The following is a 21,941-nucleotide window of genomic DNA, read 5'->3' on the forward strand; positions in this document are numbered from 1 at the left end:
GCTGACATCGGTCGCCTCTCGCGCGTCCTCCTCGCCGAGGACGTCCACTCATCGGAGGTTTCGTCATGCGCGTTTTCGTCACCGGCGCGTCCGGCTGGATCGGCTCCGCCGTCGTTCCCGAGCTCATCGGCGCGGGTCACCAGGTCACCGGGCTGGCGCGCTCGGAAGCCTCGGCCGCCGCCCTCACCGCGGCCGGGGCCCAGGTGCGGCGCGGCACTCTCGACGATCTCGACACCCTGAGGAGCGCGGCCGCCGCGTCCGACGGCGTGATCCACCTCGCGTTCAAGCACGACATCGCCTTCTCGGGCGACTTCCAGGGCGCCGTCGACGCGGACCGCCGTGCGGTCGAGACGTTCGCCGAGGCGCTCGCCGGATCCGACCGCCCGTTCGTCCTCGCCTCCGGGCTGCTCGGGCTCGCCCCCGGGCGGGTGGCGACCGAACGGGACGGCCGTGAGTCCGCGCCGGCCCAGGCGGGGCCGAGCGCCCGGATGGCCACCGCGCGGCTGACGCTGTCCCTCGCGTCCCGCGGTGTCCGCTCATCCGTGCTGCGCCTGCCCCCGACGGTGCACGGGGAGGGCGACCCCGGCTTCGTGGCGGCCCTGGTCGGCTTCGCCCGCGCCAACGGCTTCTCCGGCCACGTCGGGGACGGGACCAACCGCTGGCCCGCCGTGCACCGGCTCGACGCCGCGAACCTGTTCCGCCTGGCGCTGGAGAAGGCCCCGGCGGGATCGGTGCTGCACCCTGTCGCCGACGAGGGCGTGCCGACCCGCGCCATCGCCGAAGTGATCGGCCGGCACCTCGGCCTTCCGGTGGCCGCCGTATCCCCCGAGGACGCGGGCGAGCGGTTCGGCTGGCTGGCCCCCATGTTCGCGGCCGACAGCCCGGCCTCGAGCGCACTGACCCGCCAGTGGATGGACTGGCGGCCGGCTCAGCCCGGGCTCATCGACGATCTCGACAAGGGCCACTACTTCCAGGCCGCGTCCGCCTGACACGCCGCCCTGGGCCTGACGCGGGCCCGGCGCCGGACGGTCACCATCGGCGGGCCGGCGCCGGTCGCCCCGGGCGCCGCGGGCTCAGTAGGACTTCGGCAACCCCAGCTCGTGCTGGGCGATGTGCGCCAGGACGAGTTCCTCGGCGACCGGGATGCTCTTGCCGATCCGGGCGTCGCGGAACAGCCGGGCCACCGGATATTCCAGGGAGTAGGCCATGCCGCCGTGCGCCTGGAACATCCGGTCGGCCGCCTGCCAGCCCGCCTCCGCGGCGGTGAGCTTGGCGATGTTGGCCTCCGAGCCGCAGGGCCGCTGCCGGTCCCACAGCCACGCCGCCTTGTACGTCATCAGGCGCGCCAGCTCCACCTGGGCCTTGACCCGCGCGAGCGGGAACGCGACCGCCTGGCTGGCGCCGATGGGCCGCCCGAACGGAGCGCGGTCCTTCGCGTAGTCGCAGGCCACCTTGAGGCACAGCTCACCGCTGCCGACCGCACCGGCGGCGGCGATGATCCGTTCGGGGTTGAGGATGTCCCACAGCACGGCGAAGCCCTCGTCCACCCGGCCGATGACGTTCGTGGCGGGGACGCGGACGTCGTCGAGGAAGACCATGTTCGAGGCGACCGTGTTGGTGCCGAGCTTGGGGATCGGCCGGTAGGTCAGGGTGCCGGCCGCGACCGCCTCCTCGATGTCCACCAGCAGGATCGTGAACCCGCTGACCCGCGGCTTCGCCTCGGCGGCCGGGATCGTACGGGCGACCAGGACCATGTGGCGGGCGCGCTCGACTCCGGAGATCCAGATCTTCTGGCCGGTGACCAGGAAGTCCTCACCGTCACGGCGGGCCTGGGTGGCGATGTTGATCGCGTTGCTCCCGGCGTCGGGCTCGGTGATGGCGAAGCAGGTCTCCGACCGTCCGGCGGCCAGGGCGGGCAGCAGCGCGCGCTTCTGCTCCCCGGTGCCGTGGCGGGCGATGGTCAAGGCGCCGAAGGCGGGGGTGAGCAGGTAGAGGAAGGAGGCCGCCGCGCCCGCCCCGGAGGCGGCGAGGGCCTCGGCGGCGACCGCGAGCTCGAGCAGGCCCTGCCCGCCGCCGCCGTACTCCTCGGGCACGGCGAGACCGAGCCACCCGCCGTCGGCGAGCGCGCGCCAGACCTCCTCGGGCCAGCGCTTGTCCGCGTCGCAGCGATCCCAGTAGTCCAGCCCGTGGCGCGCGCCGATCGCGGCGACCCCGTCCCGTACGGCGACGGCACTCTCCGGCAGGTCGAAATCCACCCGAACCTCCTTCGGTTCTGCTGCGGACCACAGTAGCGAGCGCGGGGGTCGGCGGAATGAATGATCTACAACGTAAAGGACGACGCCGAGGTCGAAGATCGCCTCTCAACCCGGGTGGCCGGTGGTCAGGCCGCGGCCTCGGTCAGGGGCGGGTAGTCGGTGTATCCCTCGGCGCCGCCACCGTAGAGCTTGCCGAGGTCCGCCTCGGCGAGCGGGTGCCGTGTCCGTAGCCGCTCCACCAGGTCCGGATTGGCGACGTAGGACCGGCCGAAGGCGACCATGTCCGCGGTTCCGCCGGTGACGGCCCGCTCCGCCGACGCAGCGTCGTAACCGCCGCCGACGATCAGCGTTCCGTGGTAGGCGGCGCGGACCTCGGTGAGGAACGCCTCATCGAACGCCGGGCCGAGCCCGTTGCGCTCGCGGTGGCTCGCCTGTGCGGTCACGTTCAGATATGCCGCGCCGGCCCGATCAAGCTCGGCGGCCAGCCGGAGGTAGAGCTCGCGCCAGTCGTCGAACGGCGCGCTGCCGTTGACGACGCCGTTCGGTGTCACCTTCACCCCGACCGGCAGCCCGGCCGCGCGGGCGGCCTCGACGACCTCCACCGTGAAGCGCACGCGGTTCTCGATCGAGCCACCGTGGTCGTCGGTGCGGTCGTTGACGGCGGGATCGAAGAACTGCTCGGGAAGGAAGCCGTTGGCCGCCTGGATCTCGACGGCGTCGAAACCGGCCGCCACGGCGCGTTCCGCGGCGCGCCCGAAGGCGGTGACGACGCCCTGGATCTCGGCCGTGGTCATGGCCCGGGGTGCGCTCGCGGGGACCATCCCGGGTGTTCCGTCGGGCCGCCAGGCCAGCACCTGGGCGTCCGCCGGGACCTCGCTGACCCCCTGCGGAAGGGTCTCGCCGGGCTGCAACGAGACGTGCGAGACACGGCCGACGTGGATCAGCTGGACGGCGATGTGCCCGCCGCGCGCGTGCACGGCGCCGGTGACCGTCCGCCACGCGTCGGTCTGCTCGTGGGTGAACAGGCCCTCGGTCCACAGGTAGCCGCGAGCCTCGGGCGACACGGCCGTCGAACCGGTGACCATCAGACCGGCGGTCGCGCGCTGGGCGAAGTACTCGGCGGTCGGCTCGGTCGGCGTGCCCTGCGGCCAGGCGGCCCGGTTGCGGGTCATGGACGACATGGCGACGCGGTTGGCCAAGGTGAGTGAGCCGAGTTCGTACGGTGTGTACAGCGACATCGTGGTGTCCTTTGAAAACGGTGATCAGAAGGGAAGGGGCTCGAGGGCGGAGCGGTCAGGCGTGCCGGGCGAGGGCGGGGGTTCCGCCGGGGCAGGGCGGCAGGTCGTGGTGGGGGCTCAGCGGGGCGGCGGCGCGGGCCGCGGCGGAGCGGTGCCGGCCGCGCAGGGAGACGGCGGCCGCCAGGGCGACCAGTCCGATGACGCCCACGCCATAGCCGTAGGCGGTGGCGAACAGGCCGAGGTGGACGACGGCGATCCCGGCGGCCACCGCCGGCAGGCTCAGCCCGAGGTAGGACGCCACGTAGATCGCGGTGACGACCTCGGCGCGGCGTGCTGTGGGCGCCAGGCCGGTGAGGGTGCGCAGCGCGCCGGAGAACGACGGGCCGAAGCCCGCGCCGGCGAGCACGGTCCCGATGACGAACAGCGGCGTGAGCTGCGCGGCCAGGGCGGTCATTGCCAGCGCGACCCCCGTGACCAGCAGGGTGGATCCGCCGTAGAGGGCCCGTTCGGGCGACCAGGCCCGGGTCAGCAGCGCCATCACCGCCCCGGTACCGTTCAGCGCCACGATCACCAGGCCGCCCAGCAGATGGTCGGTCGAGTGTGACAGCGCGGCGATGACGGTCGGGCCGAGCGAGAGGTAGAACCCGGCCAGCGCCCAGGTGGCCACCACGGAGGGGAGCAGTGCGAGGTAGGCGCCGCGGGCCTGCGGCGGCAGCGTCACCCGCGGACGTAGCGAGCCGCGCCAGGCGCCGTCGGCGGTGACCGTCTCGGGCATCGTGGCCACCAGCGTCAGCAGTGCGCCGAACACCGCCAGCAGCAGCCAGTAGACCAGGCGCGTGGGTGCCGGGCCGTACTCGACCAGCAGCCCCGATCCGAGGGCGCCGAGCGCGATGCCGCCCGCGGAGGACACGTTGGTCATCAGCGCGCCCAGCCGCGAGCCGGGCCGCTGCAGATCGATCATCATGGCGCTGATCGCGCCGGACGCTGCGCCGGCGGCCAGCCCCTGCAGCACCCGGCCCGCCACCAGCCACGCCACCCCGCGCGCTTCGGCGAACACCAGCATCGCCGCCATCTCGACCACGGCGGCGGTCAGCAGCACCGGTCGGCGTCCCGTGCGGTCGGACAGCGAGCCGACGAACAGGAGCGTGACCAGCAGCGCGATCGCGTTCACCGCGTAGACCGCGGTCAGCGTGACCGGTGAGAAGCGCCAGGCGTGCTGGTAGATCCCGTACATCGGCGACGGCGTGGCCGAGGCGAACTGCAGGAAGGCCAGCATCGCGGCCAGCGACCAGAACGCCGCCCGGCGCGGCAGCCGCCCGGTCCGGCCGGTCCGGTCGGCTGTACGGTCCGCTGCGACCTCGGTGACCATGAATTTTCCTTTCGACGTCCCAACCGGTCACGAAGGTAGAGGGAGGGAAATCGCCGGGAATCCGTCATGCATTAGGTACTTCTGTACGATCACGAGCATGCTGGTTGGGCGGGACGGCGAACTCTCCGTCATCGGCGAGTTGGTCGAGGCCGCCAGGGCCGGTCGCAGCGGCGCCCTGGTCATCCGTGGCGAGCCGGGCATCGGCAAGACCGCCCTGTTGGACCGCGCCGCGGAGGCCGCATCAGGGGCCCGGGTGATCCGCGGCGCCGGGATCGAGACCGAGAGCGAGCTTCCCTACGCGGGACTGCACCTGCTGCTCCGGCCCGTTCTGGACCGCCTCGACGCGCTTCGGGAGCCGCAGCGCGAGGCGCTCGCCTCCGCGTTCGGCATGGGCACGATCGATCCGGACGGGCGGTTCCTGATCGGTCTGGCCGTGCTCACCCTGCTCACCGAGATCGCGGGCGACGGGCCGTTGCTCTGCCTGGTCGACGACGCGCAGTGGCTGGACGACGTGTCCGCCGAGACGCTGCTGTTCGTGGCCCGTCGCCTGCACGCCGAGGGCATCGCCATGATCTTCGCGGTGCGGGACGACGACGCCCGTCCGTTCCCCGCGACCGGCCTGCGCACGCTACGCCCGGCGGGGCTGTCGCGGGCCGACGCGTCGGTGCTGCTGGCCGAGCGGCGGGGCGAACTGTCCGGCGTGGCGCGTGAACGGCTGATCACCGAGACCGGCGGCAACCCCCTCGCCCTGCTGGAACTGCGCCCCGACGGCGACACGCTGCCGCTGACCGACCGGCTCCGCGAGGCGTTCCTCGGGCAGGCCGCACGCCTACCGGACCCGACGCGGCGCCTGCTGCTGGTCGCCGCGGCAGAGGGCACCGGCGACCTCGGCGTGGTCCTCAGGGCGGCTGCGGGCGCCGTCGGGAAGGCCGCAGGGGGCGTGCCCGATGGCGTGGCCGCCGATCTGGAGCCCGCCGAACGCGCCGGCTTGGTCGCCGTTACAGGCGCCGAGATCGCCTTCCGCCATCCGCTGGTGCGGGCCGCCGTCTACCAGGACGCGCCGCTGGGCGAACGGCTGGCCGCGCACGCCGCCCTCGCCGCCGCGCTGACCGGTCCCGCGGAGGCCGACCATCGCGCCTGGCATCTGGCCAAGGCCACCGTCGGCACCGACGACCGGGTCGCCGCCGAACTCGAACACACCGCCGTGCGGGCGCGCGAACGCGGCGGGTACGAGGCGGCCGCCAGGGCCTACGACCAGGCGGCACGGCTCAGCTCGAACCCCGCCGACCAGGCCCGGCGCCTCACGCTCGCGGGCGAGGCGGCCGCCGAGACCGCACGGCTCAACGACGCGCGAGCGGCCGCCGAACGCGCCGCGGCGCTGGCCGCCGACCCGCCGCTGCTCGCGCGGATCGCGCGTGTGCGGGCGACCGCCGACTTCAAGCAGGGCCGCCCGCGCTCGGCGCACGCCCTGCTGACCGAGGGCGCGGTCCACATCGCGGGCACCGATCCGCACCAGGAACTGCGGATGCACCTCACCGCCGCGAACGCCGCGTGGATCGCCGGCGACACGGACCTGCTCGCGGTCACCGCAGCGCGGCTGGCGGCGTTCGAGCCGCCCGACGGCGACCCGATGGCCTCCGTGCACACCTTCCTGGTCTGGATGACCCGGCTCGCGCTCGGGTCCCCGGCAGGTGCGCTGCCGCCTCCCGGCCGGGTGGTCGCCGAGGCGCGGGAGGCCGCCGTGCGCTGCCCGCACGACCTGTCGTTCATCGGCATCGGCGGCCTCGTCGCCGGTCAGGAGCGCCACACACGGGACGTGCTCGCAGCCATGGCGGCCGAGAGCCGGGTGCGCGGACGCCTGGGCTGGCTCGCCGCCATGCTCAGCCTGCAGAGCACCGCCGAGGTGCTGCTCGGCGAGCACACGAACGCCCGGACGACCGCGCAGGAGGCGCTCAGGCTCGCGCTCGACACCGGCCTGGTCCGGTGGATCCGGTACGCCAACGGGATCCTGGCCTACCTGGCCGCCGTCGAGGGCGACGAGGACTCCTGCCAGGCCCACGCGGCCGACGCGCTCGGCGGCCCGGCCACCGCCCCCGGCGGCACCTGGGCGCACTGGGCACTCGCCTTGCTCGACCTCGGCGCGGGCCGCGCGGAGCGAGCCGCGACGCGCCTGGACCTGGCCACCCGTGGGCCCGTACGGTTCGGCACCCCGCTGACCCGCGGCATCCCCGACGTCGTCGAGACCCTGGTGCGGCAGGCCATGCGGGCCGAGGCCACCGACGCGCTCACCCACCTCACCGATTGGGCCTTCCGGATCGGCCAGCCGTCCGTCGACGCGCTCGTCGCCCGCTGCCGCGCGCTGCTGACTCCGGACGCCGAGGACCACTACCGGACGGCTCTGGACCTGCATGAGAAGGACCCCCGTCCCTTCGAACAGGCCCGCACGGCCCTGCTGTACGGCGAGTGGCTCCGCCGCCGGCGCCGCAAGGGGGACGCCTGTCCGTACCTGTCCAGCGCGCTGGGAACCTTCGAGTCTCTCGGCGCCCACCCGTGGGCGAAACGCGCCTCGGCCGAGCTGGGCGCGACCGAGGCCCGGCGTTCACCCGAGTCGGAGACGCGGGGCCTTACCCCGCAGGAGCTGCAGGTCAGCCGGCTTGCCGCGCAGGGCCTGTCCAACAAGGAGATCGCGGCGCGACTGTTCCTGAGCCCGCGCACGGTCGGCTACCACCTGAACAAGGCATATCCCAAGCTGGGCGTCCTTTCCCGCAAGGAACTCGCCACCGTCCTCCTCGGCTGACCGGGGTGGCGATCGCGCGCCGCTCCTGGTCGAGCCTTCACGGACAACCGGGCACTGGACACCTCGTGATGCTATGCCTAGCATTACGAGGTATGCGACGAGAGCAACTCAAGGGGCATCTCGATCTGCTCCTGCTGTCCGTGCTCACCCGCGGGGCGGCGCACGGATACGCGATCATCGGTGAGCTCCGCGACCGGAGTGAGGGCGCCTTCGACCTGCCGGAGGGCACCGTCTACCCCGCGCTGCACCGGCTGGAGAAGAGCGGGCTGCTGCGCAGCTACTGGGCCGACGAGTCCGGCCGCCGGCGCCGGCTGTACGAGCTGACGGCGGCGGGCGCCACCGCCCTCACCGAGATGCGCGAGGAGTGGCGGACGTTCTCCGGGGGTGTACGGGCGGTGCTGGCGTGAACGACATCGAGCGCTACCTCCACCGGCTCGCGGTCGCGTTGCGCGGCTCCGGTGCCGACGTACCCCGGGTGCTCGCCGAGACGCGGGAGCACCTGCGTGACGCGATACGCGACGGTGTCGCGGAGGGGCTGACGGAGGAGGAGGCCGGGCGCCGGGCCGTCGCGCGCTTCGGCTCTCCACGGGTCGTGGCGCGCCGGTTCGGCGGAGGATTCGCCTGGCGCGAGGTCGTCCCCGAGCTCGCGCGGGTGGTCGTGCCCTCCGGCGCGATCGGGCTGGTCGCCATCGGTGTGAGCGGGCTCCTCGCGGAGGCGCTCGGCCGGCTCTTCGGCGCGGCGTTCGTCGCGGGCGGCATGCCCGCGCGCTACACGTCGCGGCGATGCGCGGTGGGAAACGCGGGACACGACTGCCTCAACGCCCTGATCCACGAGCATCTTCACGCGATCGTGGGGACACGCGTCGTCTACGGGGCGTTCGGCCTGCTGGTGCTCGCCGGATACCTGGCGGTGCGCCGTCGTCTGGGCGCCGTGAGACTGGCGCCGCGGCCGGGCGTGGTGCCGCTGGCCGGGACGACGCTGTACGGAGTGGCGGCGGCCGTCCTGCTGATCGACGGAGTGAGCGTGGTGACGTACGGCGGGACGCGCGCGGGGAGCGGCCAGAGCTGGAGCGACGGCGGCATCGCCCTCGTCATGTTCCTCGTGTACGCCCGATCGCTCTACCGGGAGCGCCTTTCGCGATCTACAGCGTAAAGGCGGCGGCTCTCGTGGTACCTATTTATCACCTCATTTCGGAGGCGCTGACGAATGCGCTCAAATATGCGCATGCGTCCGCCGGTGGGCATTGATCTCAAAAGTGATGACTCGCAGATCCGCCTGAGGATGCGCGACAGTCGTGGCGGCGTGTGGAGCCCCTGTTCCGAGATCGAAGGTCAGCTCGCCGCGTCGCCGAGGTAGCGGGCGACGAGCCGCGCCAGCCGTGCCGCGACGGTCTCGGGCGGGTCCGTGGGCAGGACGACGTGGCTCATCGTCAGCCGGACGACCATGTCCACGAGCTCGACGACCGCGGTCTCGTCGGCCTGCGGCCACTGTCGCAGCGTGTGGGCGATGATGCGCTTCTTGGCCGCGAACAGCACGGGCTCGGCACGGGTGGTCATCAGCGGCAGCAGGTCCTCGCTGCCGGCGCCGGTCAGGATCGCCTTCTTGAGCGGGTCGTCGGCCGCGGTGGTGAGGGTGTACGACACGGCGTCGGCGACCGCGGAGTACAGGTCCTCGTGGCGGGTCATGGCCTCGTCCACCGCGTCGAGGTAGCGGCCGTTCTCCCGGAGGTTCAGCGCCTCGGCCAGCCGCCACTTGTCCCCGAACTCGTTGTAGACGGTCTGCCGGCTGACCCCGACCGCGTCGGCGACGTCCTGCATCCGCACGCGCCGGAACCCCCGCTCGATGATCAGCGCGGCGGCGGCGTCGAGCAGGTCGTCGCGAAGACTTCGGCGCTGCTGCATGGTTCCAGAATTCCAGATATCGGCATCGTCGAACATTCCTGTCATCCGGAAGGCCGCGACGTGCGTCCTCTCAAGGGAAAGAGAGAAGGGGGGCGCCATGAAGGTATGGCCACCGAGCAGGCCCCATCGCACGGGCGCCCGCGTCCCGGCGCGCCACCGGCACGCCCCTACGCCTCTGGCGGACTGGGTGCTGCACGACGAGAAGCTGCTGGTCGAGACGAGGTTCGGGGGAGACCGCGAACGGTACGGCGCCTGGCGCGACCGGCTGTGGGACGAGATGCACGACGCCATGCATCACCCCGGGCGCTCGCGGGAGTCCACCGCGGATGAGGAGTATGTCGTCAAGACGGCATTTGACGGTAACTGGGCGCAGTACCGCGTCTGCCGTGACCGCCTCCGCGAAGAGCTCTGGCAGATCATGAAGGTCACGAGAGAACACTGAGCCCTCTCTGGACGCCGCGCGGCCGGGTCATTCCCCCCGATCCCGGTCGCGCGGCTTTTTCTTGTTCTCCGGACGGCCGCGACGCCTCGCCACGGCAAATGGTTTACCGTGCCAGTTAAGGAATTAATTCCGGATTACTCCGAACATTTCTGCTATTCCGACGCTCCAACCGATAAGAGGTGCTGTGCATGCACCTGAAAGGAGCCGAGGAGATGAAGAGGATGTCGGCGTGGACGCTGGTCGCCGTGGTGGCGGGCGCCGCGATCGCCGCGACGGGGGTGGCCGGTACGGCCGACGGCGCGACGCCGCGGCGGGCCTCGGCGGCCGACGCACCGGCGTGTCTGAAAGACCAGCTCCAGGCCCAGTTGTACGACGCCGGACTGATCGGAGCGGGCAACGCGGGCACCATGGTCACACTCACCAACACCTCCACGACGACCTGCGAGATCTCGGGGTACGTCACGCCGGAGATGCAGAACCCGGACGATCCCGATCTGCCGACCTATGCGCAGACCGGATCCACCTATTTCAACGAAGACCCCGGCGTGCATCCGGTGGAGCTTTCTCCCGGGGAACGGGCCAGTTGCGTCATGGCCTGGGGCAACGGGGACTCTTCCGACGGCGTGCAGCCGAAGACCCTGTGGCTCTGGCTGCCCAGCGACACGGACCACTACCTGACCGTGCCTTTCACGCCCGGATATGTGCGGGCGGGACGGATCACCGTCTCCGCCCTCGCCTCGCACACACCGTTGCGTTAGGGGAGCATGGCTACCAGCTCTTGATGCCGGCGCCGTAGGGGTACAGAGGGTCTCCGTACGTGGTGGGCGGTGACTGTCCCGCGTCGATCTTCGCTCGGATGTCGGAGCGTTCGGCGGCGGTCGCGCCCAGGTCGTACGGCAGGCTCCAGTCCTCGACGGCGTCGGCGGGCGTGTCGGTGCCGCCCGGTTTGAGGATCTGGTCGACGCTGCGCGGGAGCTGCCAGGGCAGCGTCCCGTGGGGCGTGTAGTCGCCGAAGAGCAGGGACGCGGTGGCCGGGCCGACCTCCTCGCCGCCGCGGTACGTCATCACGATGGCGTCGGCGATGCCGTTCCAGTCCGAGATGACGGTCGGCCGGGGCAGGTCCATGACGACGACGACCGGGATGCCCTGGTTGTGAAAGTTCTGGATGATGGCGAGCTGGTCCGCCGGCAGGTAGGGCTGTTCCTTCACCCACGCGGTGGCGTGGGTGTAGCTGGGTTCGCCGACCGCGACGACGGCCAGCTTGGGTGAGGGCCCGCTGTCGGCGTAGACGTTGACGCCCGCCGTCGCCGCCCGTGCCTTGATCGCGTCCAGGATGTCCAGCGAGCCGTAGTCGGGGTGGAAGTAGCTGGTCCACACGCAGCACGACGCGCCGTCCGTGGCGCGCGGCCCGGCGACGACGATGTTGTCGCCCGCCTTGAGCTTCAGCGGGAGCACTCCGTTGTTCTTGAGCAGCGTGATGGACTCGCGCGCGGCCTGGTTCGCGAGCTTGGCATAGGACGGCTGGTGGAAGCGGTACGGGCCGTTCACCGGGTCGCCGTAGGGCCGGTCGAAGATGCCGAGTTCGAACTTCAGCCGCAGGATGCGGGTGACGGCGTCGTTGATCCGGGAGATCGGCACGCTGGACAGGAAACTCGAGATCGAGAATCCGGACGCGCCGGGGTCGGCGCCGCCCATGACGTCCGAGCCGGCGTTCGCCGCGCTGATCCACGCGCCGGAGGGCAGCCAGTCGGTCGTGATGAGCCCGGTGTAGCCCAGGTTGTTCCGCAGGTAGTCGAGGATGGGCTTGCTGTTGCCCGCGCCGGGCCCGCCCGGGTCGAGGTAGGAGCTGCCCGCGTAGCCGGGCATGATGTTGACGGCTCCCGCGTCGAGCGCGGCCCGCCACGGGATCATGTGGTACTTGATCGTCACCCCGTCGTAGACGATGCCCGCCTCACCGCCGGCGCCTTCTCCGGGCCAGTGCTTGACGGTCGCCAGCACCGATCCCGGGTTGAGCTCCGGCCCGCCCTGCAGTCCGGCCACGAGGGCTCGCACCTGCGCGGCGGCGACGTCGGCGTTCTCGCCGTTGCCCTCCTGGATGCGCGGGTAGAGCACCTTGGTGCCGACCTCGGCGAGCGGCCCCAGGACGCCGCGCGCGCCGACCTCGAGTTCCTCGCGGCGTTGCATGTCGCCGAGCTTGTAGTCGAGCGGGTAGTCCCTGCCCGCGGCCAGCGCGCTCTGCAGCGGGTACGTGGTCTGGTACCCGGAGATGGTGTCGCCCGCGGAGACCGGCGGGATGCCGAGGCGGGTCCCCGCGGCGGCGACGAGCACGTTGTTGAGGTCGTTCGGCTGTGCCGGGCCGAAGTGCCAGCCCGACTGCGGGTACGCCTGGGCGTTGTAGAACATCTGGTACGCCTTCTCCTCCGGGGTCATCCGGGAGAGAAGGTCGGCCACCCGCGTCTCGACCGGCTGCCGCCAGTCCTCGTACGGCTCGATCGTGCCGTCCTTGTTGAGGTCGCGGGCGCCGTTCACGATCTTGACGCCGTCGCTCGCCGCCGTGACGGTCGGATGGTAGAGGCTGAACGTCCTGATGTTCGACGTGGTCCTGGCGCCCGAACCGGTCACCGAGACGACGTACCACTTGTACGTCCAGCGGTCGCCGATGTCCCAGGTCGGGGTGTAGCTGGTGCCGGTGGGCTCGGCGACCTTGGTGTAGAGGTCGAGCAGCCTTCCGGACGCGGTGAAGTCGTAGTCGGTGCGGCTGACGTTGATCCACACCTCGTAGTGCGCGGCGCCGGGCACGGAGTTCCAGGCGAGCATCGGACGGCGGGTGTCGGTGACCATCGCCTTGTCGGCCGGCGTCGTCAGCGCGAACTGGCCGGTGGTCGCCGGCGCCTTCGTGGGCGCCGAGAGCAGCGGCGGTTCGTCGTTCGTGGTGTCGACCGTGCCGAAGACCTGGAACTCCCAGAGCGAGTAGCCGTAGCCGGTGGCCCGTTTGGTGCCGTGGAAGCGGATGTAGCGGCCCTTGCCGGACAGGTCGAGGTTCTCGGTGCCGCCCTTGCCCGTCGTGGTCGTGTAGATGGTCGACCAGGACGTGCCGTTGTCGGACACGTCGATGTGGTAGCCGGTGGCGTAGGCGTTCTCCCAGATGAGCGTGGCGCCGGAGACGGTGGCGGCGCCGCCGAGGTCGACCTGGAGCCACTCGTCGTCGGTGTAGAGGCTGGACCAGCGGGTGTTCGTACGACCGTCCAGCGCCGCCGCGGGTGCGTTGCCGCCCTCCGTCGAGGAGGCGGTGACCTGCTTGAAGGCGGAGATCGGCGTGGTGCTCGGGGGTAGCGCGGAGCCGCTCGTGCCGTACACCTGGAACTCCCACAGCGAGTAGCCCCACTGTGTCGCGCGTGCCGTGCCGTACATCCGGACGTAGCGCCCGCTGCCGGAGACGTTCAGCGTCTGGGTGCCCCCGGTGCCGGTGGTGGTGCTGTAGACGGTCGTCCAGGTGTTCGCGTCGCCGGAGACCTGGACCTGGAAGGCGGTCGCGTACGCCGTCTCCCAGTTGAGGACGACCTGGCTGATGGTGGCCGAGGCGCCGAGGTCGACCTGGAGCCACTGGGGGTCGCTCGCGACGCTGGACCACCGGGTGGAGGTGTCCCCGTCCACGGCCGCCGCGGCGGTCGTGGTCGCGTTCTCCACCGACGACGCGACGGCCGGCCTGCCCTGCGACAGCAGGGCGGGCGCCGCGCTCGCCGTTCGCGGCAGGGCGGCGCTCACGCAGGCCATGACCAGGGTCAGGGCGGCGATCACCACCGTCGTCACGGCGGGATGCGCCGCCGTACGGGCACGGGGTCTCATGAGGCGTCTCCTCTTCGCGAGCACGGCGGAGCGGCGGAGGGGTGCCACCGTCGTGCGACGGGATGGGACGCCGGATCCGGCGGCCGACTGGCGGGTCAGGGCCGCCGGAGGCCGGCGTAGGAGCGCTCTCCCGAGAGACTGATCGCGGCCAGGCGTGGTGTCAACCGTCTCGGAGGATATTTCTCACGCCTTATATTAAGGCCACACGTATACCCTGCCCGCCGCGTGACGAGGCGGCGGGCGGGGACGCGGCGTCAGGAGAACCAGCGGCGCGGGTGGCGGGTGAGGCGGTAACCGCCGACGCCCGCGACGGCCGCGAGCAGGCCGCCGCCGATCGTCCACCACCACCGCGTGGACGGCCAGGAGAACCGGTTCCAGAAGTGCTCGCCCTCCTCGGCGGCGGCCGGGGCCGCCGAGGACCCCGCCTGCGGCGCGGCCGTGGTCCCCGGGTCGGTCGCCGGTGAGAGCGGGGCCTTCAGGCGGGCGTTGTCCGGCTGGGCGTCGCCCTTCTTCGCCGTGATGGACAGGTCGGTCTGTATCGGCAGGCCGAGATCCTGTTCCGGCAGCCCGGTCGCCGACAGCCGTACGTAGTAGGTGCCGGGGAGGGGTTCGTCGGACCAGGGGTCGGCCCACGAGCGGACCTGGCGCAGGAGGCAGTGGAGCGCGAGCGTCGAGGCGCCGGTCGCGGCGGTGGCCGTCTGCGAACCCGCCGTGCACGGCTGGCGGCGTCGGAGACCGTCGAAGACGTCGACGGTCCAGGTCGCCGGCCCGTGCCGGCTCGAGCGGGTCGGCAGCGTGATCGTGATCGCGAGCCGGTCGGTCTCTCCGGCCGCCGCATCGAACGACCAGTACAGGTAGTCGCCGGTGGAGGAGGAGACCCGTACCTGCTGGCCGGGCTCCACCGTGGTGGCGGTGAGGAAGGACGTGCCGGCGGTGCCGACCGTGGTGCTCGGGCTGGGCGAGGGCGTGTCGTCCGCCGCGGCCGGCCCGGCGACGGACAGGCAGGCCAGGGCGGCGAGCCCCGCGAGTACGTACCGCATGTCAGTTCTCCTTCCACACGGCGACGCGCCAGCGGGCCAGCCATCCGGTGACCAGGCCGCCGACCAGTCCCGTTCCGGTCAGCACGAGCAGCAGCAGCCAGCCACGGCCCAGGGACGGGCCGCCCGGCGTGGGGGAGGCGGAGACCACGTCGACGGTGAGCTCCACCGGCATGCCGGGGTTGGTCTGCACGCCGGCGGGAGCGGAGAAGGAGTTGCTCACCACCAGGCAGATCAGGCCGTCACCGGAACCGTCCGTGGACGAGGACGCCGAGGGTTCGGGCGAGGCCGCCGGCTGCTGGTCCGACCAGCGCAGCCCGGTGGACAGCACGTCGGTACGCCCGCCGTCCGCGCCGGTGCCGCGCACGATCTCCTGGCCGCTCGTGGAGACGGCACGCAGCAGGACGCCGTAGTCGGGGTTGAGCCGCCGGTCGAGGGCGATGCTCACCGAGGCCCGCAGCTCCTGGCCGGGCGAGACCGCCACCCGGTACCAGCGGTGCTCGGCGAAGCGCTCACGGTCGGTGTAGACACCGGGCTTGAGCACCGGCGCCGCCGAACACCGGTCGGCCCCGCCCACCTGACGCGGCGTCCGGCGGTACGTGTCGTGCGCCCGGCGGACGAGCTGGTTCAGGCGGCTGGTGAGCTGGGTCTGGTGCTGGACGGCGGTGTACGTCCCGCCGGTCGCGTCCGCGATGCAGGTCAGCTGCTGCCGCACCCGTGCGTCCAGCGTGAGCCCGAGCGTGTCGACGACCAGGTGGGTGCCTGCCGCGGCGAGCTGCCGGGCCACGTCACAGGGGTCGGGCGCGCCGCAGGTGTCCTCGCCGTCGGTGATGAGGACGATCCGCCGGGTCGTCTCGCCGGTACCCAGGTCGTGGGAGGCGGCGCGCAGGGCGAGCCCGATCGGCGTCCATCCGGTGGGGCGCAGCGTCGCGATCGCGGCCTTGGCCTGAGGCTTGTCGACCGGGCCGACGGGGCTGATCTGCTGGGTGTCCCGGCAGCCGAGCGCCTGGCTGGCCGAGTTCGGCACGCGGGAGCCGAGCGCGCGGATGCCGAGCTGCGTCTCGGGGGGAAGGGCGTCCACCACCTCGTCGAAGGACTGCTGGGCGACCGACATGCGGCTGCGGCCGTCGATGTCGTTGGCGCGCATCGAACCGCTGGAGTCCAGGACCAGCTCGACCTTCGGGGCCTCGCCGTCCGTCGGCTCGCCGGCCGTCGCGGGCACCGCGCCCAGCGCCGTCACGCCCGCCAGCACGGCGAGGAGCAGGCCCGCGGCGGGGCCACGTCTGATGATCACGCCGGTGGATCTTAATGATCTTGAGTGAGGCCGCCTAATCGGTCCCGCGGCGCGAATCGACGGCCGTTCCCGCCCGCGGGCGACGGCATCGACGCCGCGACGTTCCCCGCGAGAACCGTTCGCTGCGAACGGCCCTCGCCACGGCGTCGGTCGGCGTCCGGAGACGTCTCGAAACCCGGTTTCGCACGGGGGGTGTGGCGGCGTGGCCGCTGGGTGGTGACGGAGCGGATGGGGGATTGGTACCTTCTATCCGCTTCCGTCCGACCTTGGGCGAAGAGGCGCCATCGCCGCGCCCCGTCCGCGGGACGTGCCGTAAGCGTCCGTTCTCACGCGATCGAGGTCCGGGTTCTCTCATGACGAAGCGCTGGATGACCCTGTCGGGCGTTCTCCTGATGGCGGTGGTGGCCGTGGCGGCCGGGCTGATCGCCTTCGGCGGGCACCGTACGCACACCGTGGCCGGGCGAACCCCCGTGTCCCCGGATCCGGTCGTGACACCGAGTCTCACGCCCACCCCCACGCCGACACCGCACCGTAGAGCGAGACGGCACCACGCGGTGACGGCGCGGGCATCGGCGGCGTCGCGTCAGCGAGCGGCGCACGCGACGACACGCGACTCCGGCGCCGGCCAGGCGGATCCGTGCGCGCACAACCACCACTGCAGCGTGCCGCCGATGCCGCCGCTCAAGCCGGACCCGAGGCCGCCGGCCCCCGCGCCGACCCTGACGGTGACCGGCGCCCCCGCCGGAGGCTGAGCGGCCGTCCCCGGCGACGCCTTGACGCGGCCGGGGTCAGAGACGGTTCCACGCGTACGTGGGCAGACCCTGGCTTTTCGCGATGGGCCTCCAGAGCTTGACCACCTGCCGCTTGGCCGGGCCCGCCTTGTCGTTGGCGGCGATGGCGGCCCGGTAGTGCGCCGTCAGCGGGGCGATCCGGCCGCCGCAGCCGCGCGCCTGGACCTCACGTGCCCAGGCGAGGTAGGCCTGGTCGGCGTCGAGGGAGCTCTGGTACGCGTTGATCATCCAACGGCGGAGCCGTGCGCCGTCGCGCAGCCGGTCGACCTTCAGCTCCTTGGACTGCGACAGCTCCTGCTGGCGGTCGCGGACGACCTGCTGGAAGCCGGAGACGCCCGCGGCGACGTCGTCGCAGGTCCGCAGGGGAGCGGGCAGATGCCCGCGCGCGGTCTTGCCCGTCTCGAGGATCTTCTCGACGGCGGCGGCCTGCTGCGCGGCGGTCCCCGTGCCCGCCGTCGCGCCGGACGCCTGCGCGCCGTCGTCCTTCGAGCCGGAGAGCCCCTGCGTCAGGGCGTAGATCAGACCGCCGCCGAGCACGACCACCGCCGCGACACCGCAGGCCAGCAGCAGCGTCTTCCGGTTCTTCCCGGCGTGATCGTCCCCCGGCGCGACCGGGCCACCCGGCTCGCCGGCGAGCGGCGGATATCCGTACGGCGCCGGCTCCGCCATCGGGCCGCCCGGGACGGGACCGGCCGGGCCGGGGTTGGCCAGGTACTGCGTGGCCGCCTCGGTCGCGGGCGGCGTCGGGCCCGCCCCCGGACCGGCACCTGGCGTCGAACCGGCGCCCGCCCCTGGCCCGGCGCCCGCCCCTGGCCCGGCGCCCGCCCCTGGCCCGGCGCCCGTCCCCGGCCCGGCGCCCGGAACGGGTCCCGGAGACCCGAACGGGCTCGGGTCTCCGAACGGGTTCGGATCCCCGTAGGGGCCGAGGTCTCCGTACGGCTCCGGTGCCGGCACGCGGCCGGCGTTCCCGGGCGGTTCCGGCGGCGCCACCGGATAGGAGGTCCTGGGCGGCGCGGGCGGCGGGGGCGTCGGCGGTTCGCCGGCCGCCTCCCAGTCGGTCACCGGCAGCGGCTCGGTCTTGGGGTTCGACGGCCCGGCCTGCGGCTCCGGGTCGTTCAGGGGTCGGAACAGCGAGCCCGGCGCCGGCCCGGGACGCTCGCCCGCCGCCGGAAGCGGCGCGCCGCACCAGGTGCAGGCGGACCGACCCGAGGGGACGTCGTTCTCACATGCCGGACACTTCATGCAGGGGTCCCTTTCTCGCCGACCATTGCCTGTCAGACGGAACATTGTGCCGTGCGCACGTGACGGCCGAATCCGGTACCACCGCCGAGGGCGGGCCGGAACCCGCGGCGGGGCCCGTGCCCGGCGTCCGTGGCCCGTGACCGTGCCGCGCCCCGGGAGCCCATGATCACCGGTGGCGGGGCGACCGTGGCGGCGGTGGTGATCGACTCGAAAATGGCCTTTGACCTGCGGAGATGTGGAGGTAGGCTAAACGAGGTAACTGACCCCACCCCCGGCTGTGGCACGCTCTCCTTTCGGCCGCGCGACGCCTCCCCTCTTCCCAGGAGCCGCGAGCGCCGCCGTGACCGCGGCCCAAGGAAGTCTGATCCCCCCGATGGAGATTCATACCGATGCCCTCGTCGTGGGCGGAGGTCTGGGCGGCGTCGCCGCCGCACTGGCACTGCTCAGGGCAGGTTCCTCGGTGATCCTCACCGAGGAGTACGACTGGCTCGGCGGGCAGCTGACCAGCCAGGCCGTTCCCCCGGACGAGCACCCCTGGGTCGAGCGCTTCGGCGTCACGGCCTCCTATCGCGCCCTGCGCGACGGCATCCGCGACTACTACCGGAGCCACTACCCGCTGACCGAGCGGTCCCGCGCCTGGCGGGAGCTCAACCCCGGCGCCGGCTGCGTGAGCCGTCTCTGCCACGAGCCCCGCGTCGCCGTCGCGGTGATCGAGTCCATGCTCGCTCCGTACCGCGGCTGCGGCCGGCTGCGCGTGCTGCAGCCGTACCGGCCGGTGGGCGCGGACGTCGACGGCGACCGCGTGAAGGCCGTCACCCTGGCGCACCGCGACACCGGCGCGCGGACGACCGTACGCGCCCGGGTCGTCCTGGACGCCACCGAGACCGGCGAGCTGCTGCCGCTGACCGGCACCGAGTACGTCACCGGCTTCGAGTCGCGGGCCGAGACCGGCGAGCCGAGCGCCCCCGACGAGGCCCAGCCGCAGAACATGCAGGCCATCTCGGTGTGCTTCGCCGTCGACCACGTGGACGGCGACCACACGATCGAGCGTCCGGCGACCTACGACCACTGGCGGGAGTACCGGCCGTCGTTCTGGGGCGACCGCCTGCTGTCATGGCGCGCCCCGGCCCCCCGCACGCTGGAGCCGGTCGAACGCTCGTTCACCCCGAACCCGGACGAGGACCCGACCCAGGTGCTGGGCGACCTGCAGCGTCCCGGCGGCGACACGGACCTGTGGACGTTCCGCCGGATCGCCGCCCGGCGCAACTTCGAGGACGGCGCCTATGCCAGCGACATCACGCTGGTGAACTGGCCGATGATCGACTACTTCGACGGTTCGGTCATCGATGTGCCGGACGCCGACCGGCACGTGCAGGCCGCGCGCGAGCTCTCCCGGTCGATGCTGTACTGGATGCAGACCGAGGCGCCGCGCCCGGACGGCGGCACCGGCTACCCCGGGCTGCGGCTGCGCGGCGACGTCGTCGGCGGCGGCGCCGACGGCCTCGCCCAGGCGCCCTACATCCGCGAGTCCCGCCGGATCCGTGCCCTCTACACCGTCCCCGAGCAGGACATCGCCCTCGCCGTACGCGGCGACAGGGGAGCGGTCTCCTACGACGACTCGGTGGGCATCGGGCTCTACCGGATCGACCTGCACCCCTCCACCGGAGGCGACAACTACATCGACGTGGGCTGCTCGCCGTTCGAGATCCCGCTGGGCGCCCTGATTCCGCAGCGCGTGGACAACCTCCTGGCGGCGGCCAAGAACATCGGCACGACCCACATCACGAACGGCGCCTACCGGCTGCACCCCGTCGAGTGGAACATCGGCGAGGCGGCGGGCACGCTCGCGGCGTTCTGCCTCGCGGGCGACATGCCCCCGCACGCCGTCCGCGAGAAGGAAGAGATGCTGTCGGACTACCAGAGCCTGCTCGTCCGGTCCGGCGTCGAACTCCGCTGGCCGCCGGTGACCGGCTACTGACGACGGGCACGGGCCGCGAACTCACGGTGATCCGGCGACCGCCGGCCGGCGGGAGGAGACACTAGCGTGGTGCGGGACGGCCGCACCGCGCTCCTCGACCGCTGAGCGCGCACGAGCCGCTCGCGCGCGGTCTCCCGGAGGTGAGGCGTCCCATGGCGCCGGTGAACGTTCCGTATCGGACCCTGCACGCCCTGGTCGCGCGGCTGTTCGCCGCGCGTGGCATGTCACCCGAGGACGCCCGGACCGTCGCCGACGTCCTGGTCTGGGCGAACCTGCGGGGAGTCGACTCCCACGGCGTCTCGCGGGTGCCGCGCTACATGGAGCTGTTCGACACGGGTGAGGCCAACCCCCGCCCGAACCTGCAAGTCGAGAGCCTGCGGTCGGCGCTCGCGGTCGTCGACGCGGACCGTGCGCCGGGTCCGGTCGCCCTGACCCGGGCGATGCGCGAGGCGATCGACCTCGCCAGGGACGCGGGTGTCGCCTGGGTGGCGATCCGCGGCAACGTCCACAGCGGAGCCATCGGCTACTACACGACGCTGGCCGCCGAGGCCGGCATGGCCGGGCTCGGTATCGTCGCCGGCGTGCCGAACATGGCGTACGCGGGCAGCCGCGGCGCCGGGGTCGCGACCAGCCCGGCTGTCGGTGGCGGTGCCCGCCCGGCGGCATCCGGCCGTCCTGCTCGACATGGCCACCGCGGTCATCGCCTTCAGCCGGATCGCGCAGTACCGGGCGAGCGGCCGGCCGCTGCCCGAGGGCGCGGCCATGGACGCCGCCGGCGCGCCGACGACGGACCCGGCGGTCGCGACGGTGCCGCTTCCGGTCGGCGGTGCCAAGGGAGCCGGGATGTCCCTGGTGTTCGAGCTACTGGCCGGCTGCCTGACCGCCAACCCCGTCGTCAGCGCCTACCACGCGGGTACACCCGAGGGGCGACGGCACCGGCGGAACGCCACGATGATCGCGGTCGACGGCCGGACAGCGACATCAGGCGGCTCGGCCGCGGAGAGACACGCATCGGTGACTGCGCACCGGAGGTCGCGGAGATCCTCGGCCTGTGCGAGGAGCTGGCCGAGGTCACCGGCGGCTGCTTCAGCGCGTACGCCGGGGGAGAGCTCGACCCCTCGGGCGTGGTGAAGGGCTGGGCGATCGAGCGCGCCGGAGCCATGCTGGACGAGGCCGGCTGCCCCCGGTACAGCGTGGGCGGCGGAGGCGACATCCGGCTCGGGCACGCGCCGGAGCCCGGCCGTCCCTGGCGCGTGGGCATCGCCGATCCACGGCGCCCCGGAGCACTCGCCGCCGTCCTCACCGGACGGGACATGGCCGTCGCGACCTCGGGGACGGCCGAGCGCGGCGCGCACATCCTCGACCCGCGCACCGGCCGGCCGGCGGACGGCGGGCTCGCCTCGATGACCGTGGTCGGGCCGAGCCTCACGCTGGCCGACGCCTACGCGACCGCGGCGTTCGTCATGGGAGAGGGAGCCCGCGCGTGGGTCGAGGACCTGCCCGGCTACGAGGCGTTCGCCGTCGGCGCGGACGGGTGTACGTGGGCGACGTCCGGCCTGGGGGCCGGCGAGGGCGGCCCGGCCGGGGCCGACCGCCCGCGTGGACGAGATCGGCGCCCAGTGGGCTCTCGGCCGTCCGCGACCCTCCGGCCCGTCGCGGACCGGTGACGACGCACGGTACGGCGGGCGGCGTCACCTTGGCCGGGATCAACCGGCCGCCGAGCCCGATGATCGCGGCGTCCGCCCCGCGC

General features: G+C 72.9%; 18 protein-coding genes and 1 pseudogene. 11 read left to right on the forward strand and 8 right to left on the reverse strand.

The genetic code is table 11. The features are described from left to right. Positions 1 to 65 precede the first annotated feature (65 nt). Positions 66 to 989, forward strand: coding sequence for an SDR family oxidoreductase (locus ABEA10_RS25660; RefSeq protein WP_345468306.1), 924 nt, complete (start codon positions 66 to 68; stop codon positions 987 to 989). 84 nt (positions 990 to 1,073) lie between these two features. On the opposite strand, the gene ABEA10_RS25665 is transcribed toward ABEA10_RS25660, so the two are convergent. From ABEA10_RS25665 to ABEA10_RS25675, 3 genes are all read right to left on the reverse strand, one after another. After that, positions 1,074 to 2,255, reverse strand: coding sequence for an acyl-CoA dehydrogenase family protein (locus tag ABEA10_RS25665; RefSeq protein ID WP_345468308.1), 1,182 nt, complete (start codon positions 2,253 to 2,255; stop codon positions 1,074 to 1,076). A 125-nt stretch (positions 2,256 to 2,380) separates the two neighbouring features. Further along, positions 2,381 to 3,493, reverse strand: a complete 1,113-nt coding sequence (locus tag ABEA10_RS25670) for an alkene reductase (protein WP_345468311.1) — start codon at positions 3,491 to 3,493, stop codon at positions 2,381 to 2,383. Between the two features lie 55 nt (positions 3,494 to 3,548). Continuing rightward, a complete protein-coding gene (locus ABEA10_RS25675) occupies positions 3,549 to 4,862 on the reverse strand; it encodes an MFS transporter (protein ID WP_345468313.1) in 1,314 nt (437 codons plus the stop codon). Positions 4,863 to 4,959: 97 nt separating this feature from the next. On the opposite strand from ABEA10_RS25675, the gene ABEA10_RS25680 reads away from it, so the two are divergent. From ABEA10_RS25680 to ABEA10_RS25690, 3 genes are all read left to right on the forward strand, one after another. Further along, on the forward strand, positions 4,960 to 7,659 hold the full coding sequence (locus tag ABEA10_RS25680; RefSeq protein ID WP_345468315.1) for a helix-turn-helix transcriptional regulator: 2,700 nt from the start codon (positions 4,960 to 4,962) through the stop codon (positions 7,657 to 7,659). Between the two features lie 92 nt (positions 7,660 to 7,751). Further along, positions 7,752 to 8,066 (forward strand): PadR family transcriptional regulator, encoded by a 315-nt coding sequence (locus ABEA10_RS25685; RefSeq protein WP_329235976.1) that lies wholly within the window; start codon positions 7,752 to 7,754, stop codon positions 8,064 to 8,066. Further along, positions 8,063 to 8,812: a permease prefix domain 1-containing protein gene (locus tag ABEA10_RS25690; RefSeq protein WP_345468318.1), complete on the forward strand. Its 750-nt coding sequence runs from the start codon at positions 8,063 to 8,065 to the stop codon at positions 8,810 to 8,812. Before ABEA10_RS25685 ends, ABEA10_RS25690 begins: the two co-directional genes overlap by 4 nt. Positions 8,813 to 8,991: 179 nt before the next feature. Here the strand turns inward: ABEA10_RS25690 and ABEA10_RS25695 are convergent, their stop codons facing one another. Beyond that, complete coding sequence (locus ABEA10_RS25695; RefSeq protein ID WP_345468321.1) at positions 8,992 to 9,561, reverse strand: TetR/AcrR family transcriptional regulator; 570 nt, start codon at positions 9,559 to 9,561, stop codon at positions 8,992 to 8,994. A gap of 97 nt (positions 9,562 to 9,658) precedes the next feature. Here ABEA10_RS25695 and ABEA10_RS25700 point away from each other — a divergent pair, with 97 nt between their 5' ends. Continuing rightward, positions 9,659 to 10,003 carry a hypothetical protein gene (locus tag ABEA10_RS25700; protein WP_345468323.1) on the forward strand — a complete coding sequence of 115 codons (345 nt, stop codon included), beginning with the start codon at positions 9,659 to 9,661 and terminating at the stop codon, positions 10,001 to 10,003. A 188-nt stretch (positions 10,004 to 10,191) separates the two neighbouring features. Continuing rightward, positions 10,192 to 10,761 (forward strand): DUF4232 domain-containing protein, encoded by a 570-nt coding sequence (locus ABEA10_RS25705; protein ID WP_345468325.1) that lies wholly within the window; start codon positions 10,192 to 10,194, stop codon positions 10,759 to 10,761. Between the two features lie 10 nt (positions 10,762 to 10,771). Here the strand turns inward: ABEA10_RS25705 and ABEA10_RS25710 are convergent, their stop codons facing one another. The 3 genes from ABEA10_RS25710 to ABEA10_RS25720 form a co-directional block, all read right to left on the reverse strand. Then, the gene (locus tag ABEA10_RS25710) at positions 10,772 to 13,849 is read right to left on the reverse strand and encodes a discoidin domain-containing protein (RefSeq protein ID WP_345468327.1); all 3,078 of its coding nucleotides are present in this window, start codon (positions 13,847 to 13,849) and stop codon (positions 10,772 to 10,774) included. Positions 13,850 to 14,103: 254 nt separating this feature from the next. After that, the gene (locus tag ABEA10_RS25715) at positions 14,104 to 14,889 is read right to left on the reverse strand and encodes a hypothetical protein (protein ID WP_345468329.1); all 786 of its coding nucleotides are present in this window, start codon (positions 14,887 to 14,889) and stop codon (positions 14,104 to 14,106) included. Between the two features lies 1 nt (position 14,890). Then, complete coding sequence (locus ABEA10_RS25720; RefSeq protein ID WP_345468331.1) at positions 14,891 to 16,180, reverse strand: VWA domain-containing protein; 1,290 nt, start codon at positions 16,178 to 16,180, stop codon at positions 14,891 to 14,893. Between the two features lie 353 nt (positions 16,181 to 16,533). On the opposite strand from ABEA10_RS25720, the gene ABEA10_RS25725 reads away from it, so the two are divergent. After that, a complete protein-coding gene (locus tag ABEA10_RS25725) occupies positions 16,534 to 16,932 on the forward strand; it encodes a hypothetical protein (RefSeq protein WP_345468334.1) in 399 nt (132 codons plus the stop codon). Positions 16,933 to 16,968: 36 nt separating this feature from the next. Here ABEA10_RS25725 and ABEA10_RS25730 read toward each other — a convergent pair whose 3' ends face one another. After that, on the reverse strand, positions 16,969 to 18,213 hold the full coding sequence (locus ABEA10_RS25730) for a hypothetical protein (protein WP_345468336.1): 1,245 nt from the start codon (positions 18,211 to 18,213) through the stop codon (positions 16,969 to 16,971). Positions 18,214 to 18,586: 373 nt separating this feature from the next. Between ABEA10_RS25730 and ABEA10_RS25735 the strand changes: the two genes are divergently transcribed. From ABEA10_RS25735 to ABEA10_RS51280, 4 genes and pseudogenes are all read left to right on the forward strand, one after another. After that, positions 18,587 to 20,191, forward strand: a complete 1,605-nt coding sequence (locus ABEA10_RS25735) for an FAD-dependent oxidoreductase (RefSeq protein ID WP_345468337.1) — start codon at positions 18,587 to 18,589, stop codon at positions 20,189 to 20,191. A 152-nt stretch (positions 20,192 to 20,343) separates the two neighbouring features. Beyond that, positions 20,344 to 20,814: pseudogene (locus ABEA10_RS51270) on the forward strand (Ldh family oxidoreductase); the annotation flags it as partial. A 61-nt stretch (positions 20,815 to 20,875) separates the two neighbouring features. Then, positions 20,876 to 21,322 carry an Ldh family oxidoreductase gene (locus ABEA10_RS51275; protein WP_425550965.1) on the forward strand — a complete coding sequence of 149 codons (447 nt, stop codon included), beginning with the start codon at positions 20,876 to 20,878 and terminating at the stop codon, positions 21,320 to 21,322. Then, a complete protein-coding gene (locus tag ABEA10_RS51280; RefSeq protein WP_425550966.1) occupies positions 21,253 to 21,858 on the forward strand; it encodes an FAD:protein FMN transferase in 606 nt (201 codons plus the stop codon). The genes ABEA10_RS51275 and ABEA10_RS51280 overlap by 70 nt, the downstream gene beginning before the upstream one ends. The last annotated feature ends 83 nt before the right edge of the window (positions 21,859 to 21,941 follow it).

The sequence above is a fragment of the Actinoallomurus oryzae genome (assembly GCF_039541955.1).
GTDB classification, from domain to species: Bacteria; Actinomycetota; Actinomycetes; order Streptosporangiales; family Streptosporangiaceae; genus Actinoallomurus; species Actinoallomurus oryzae.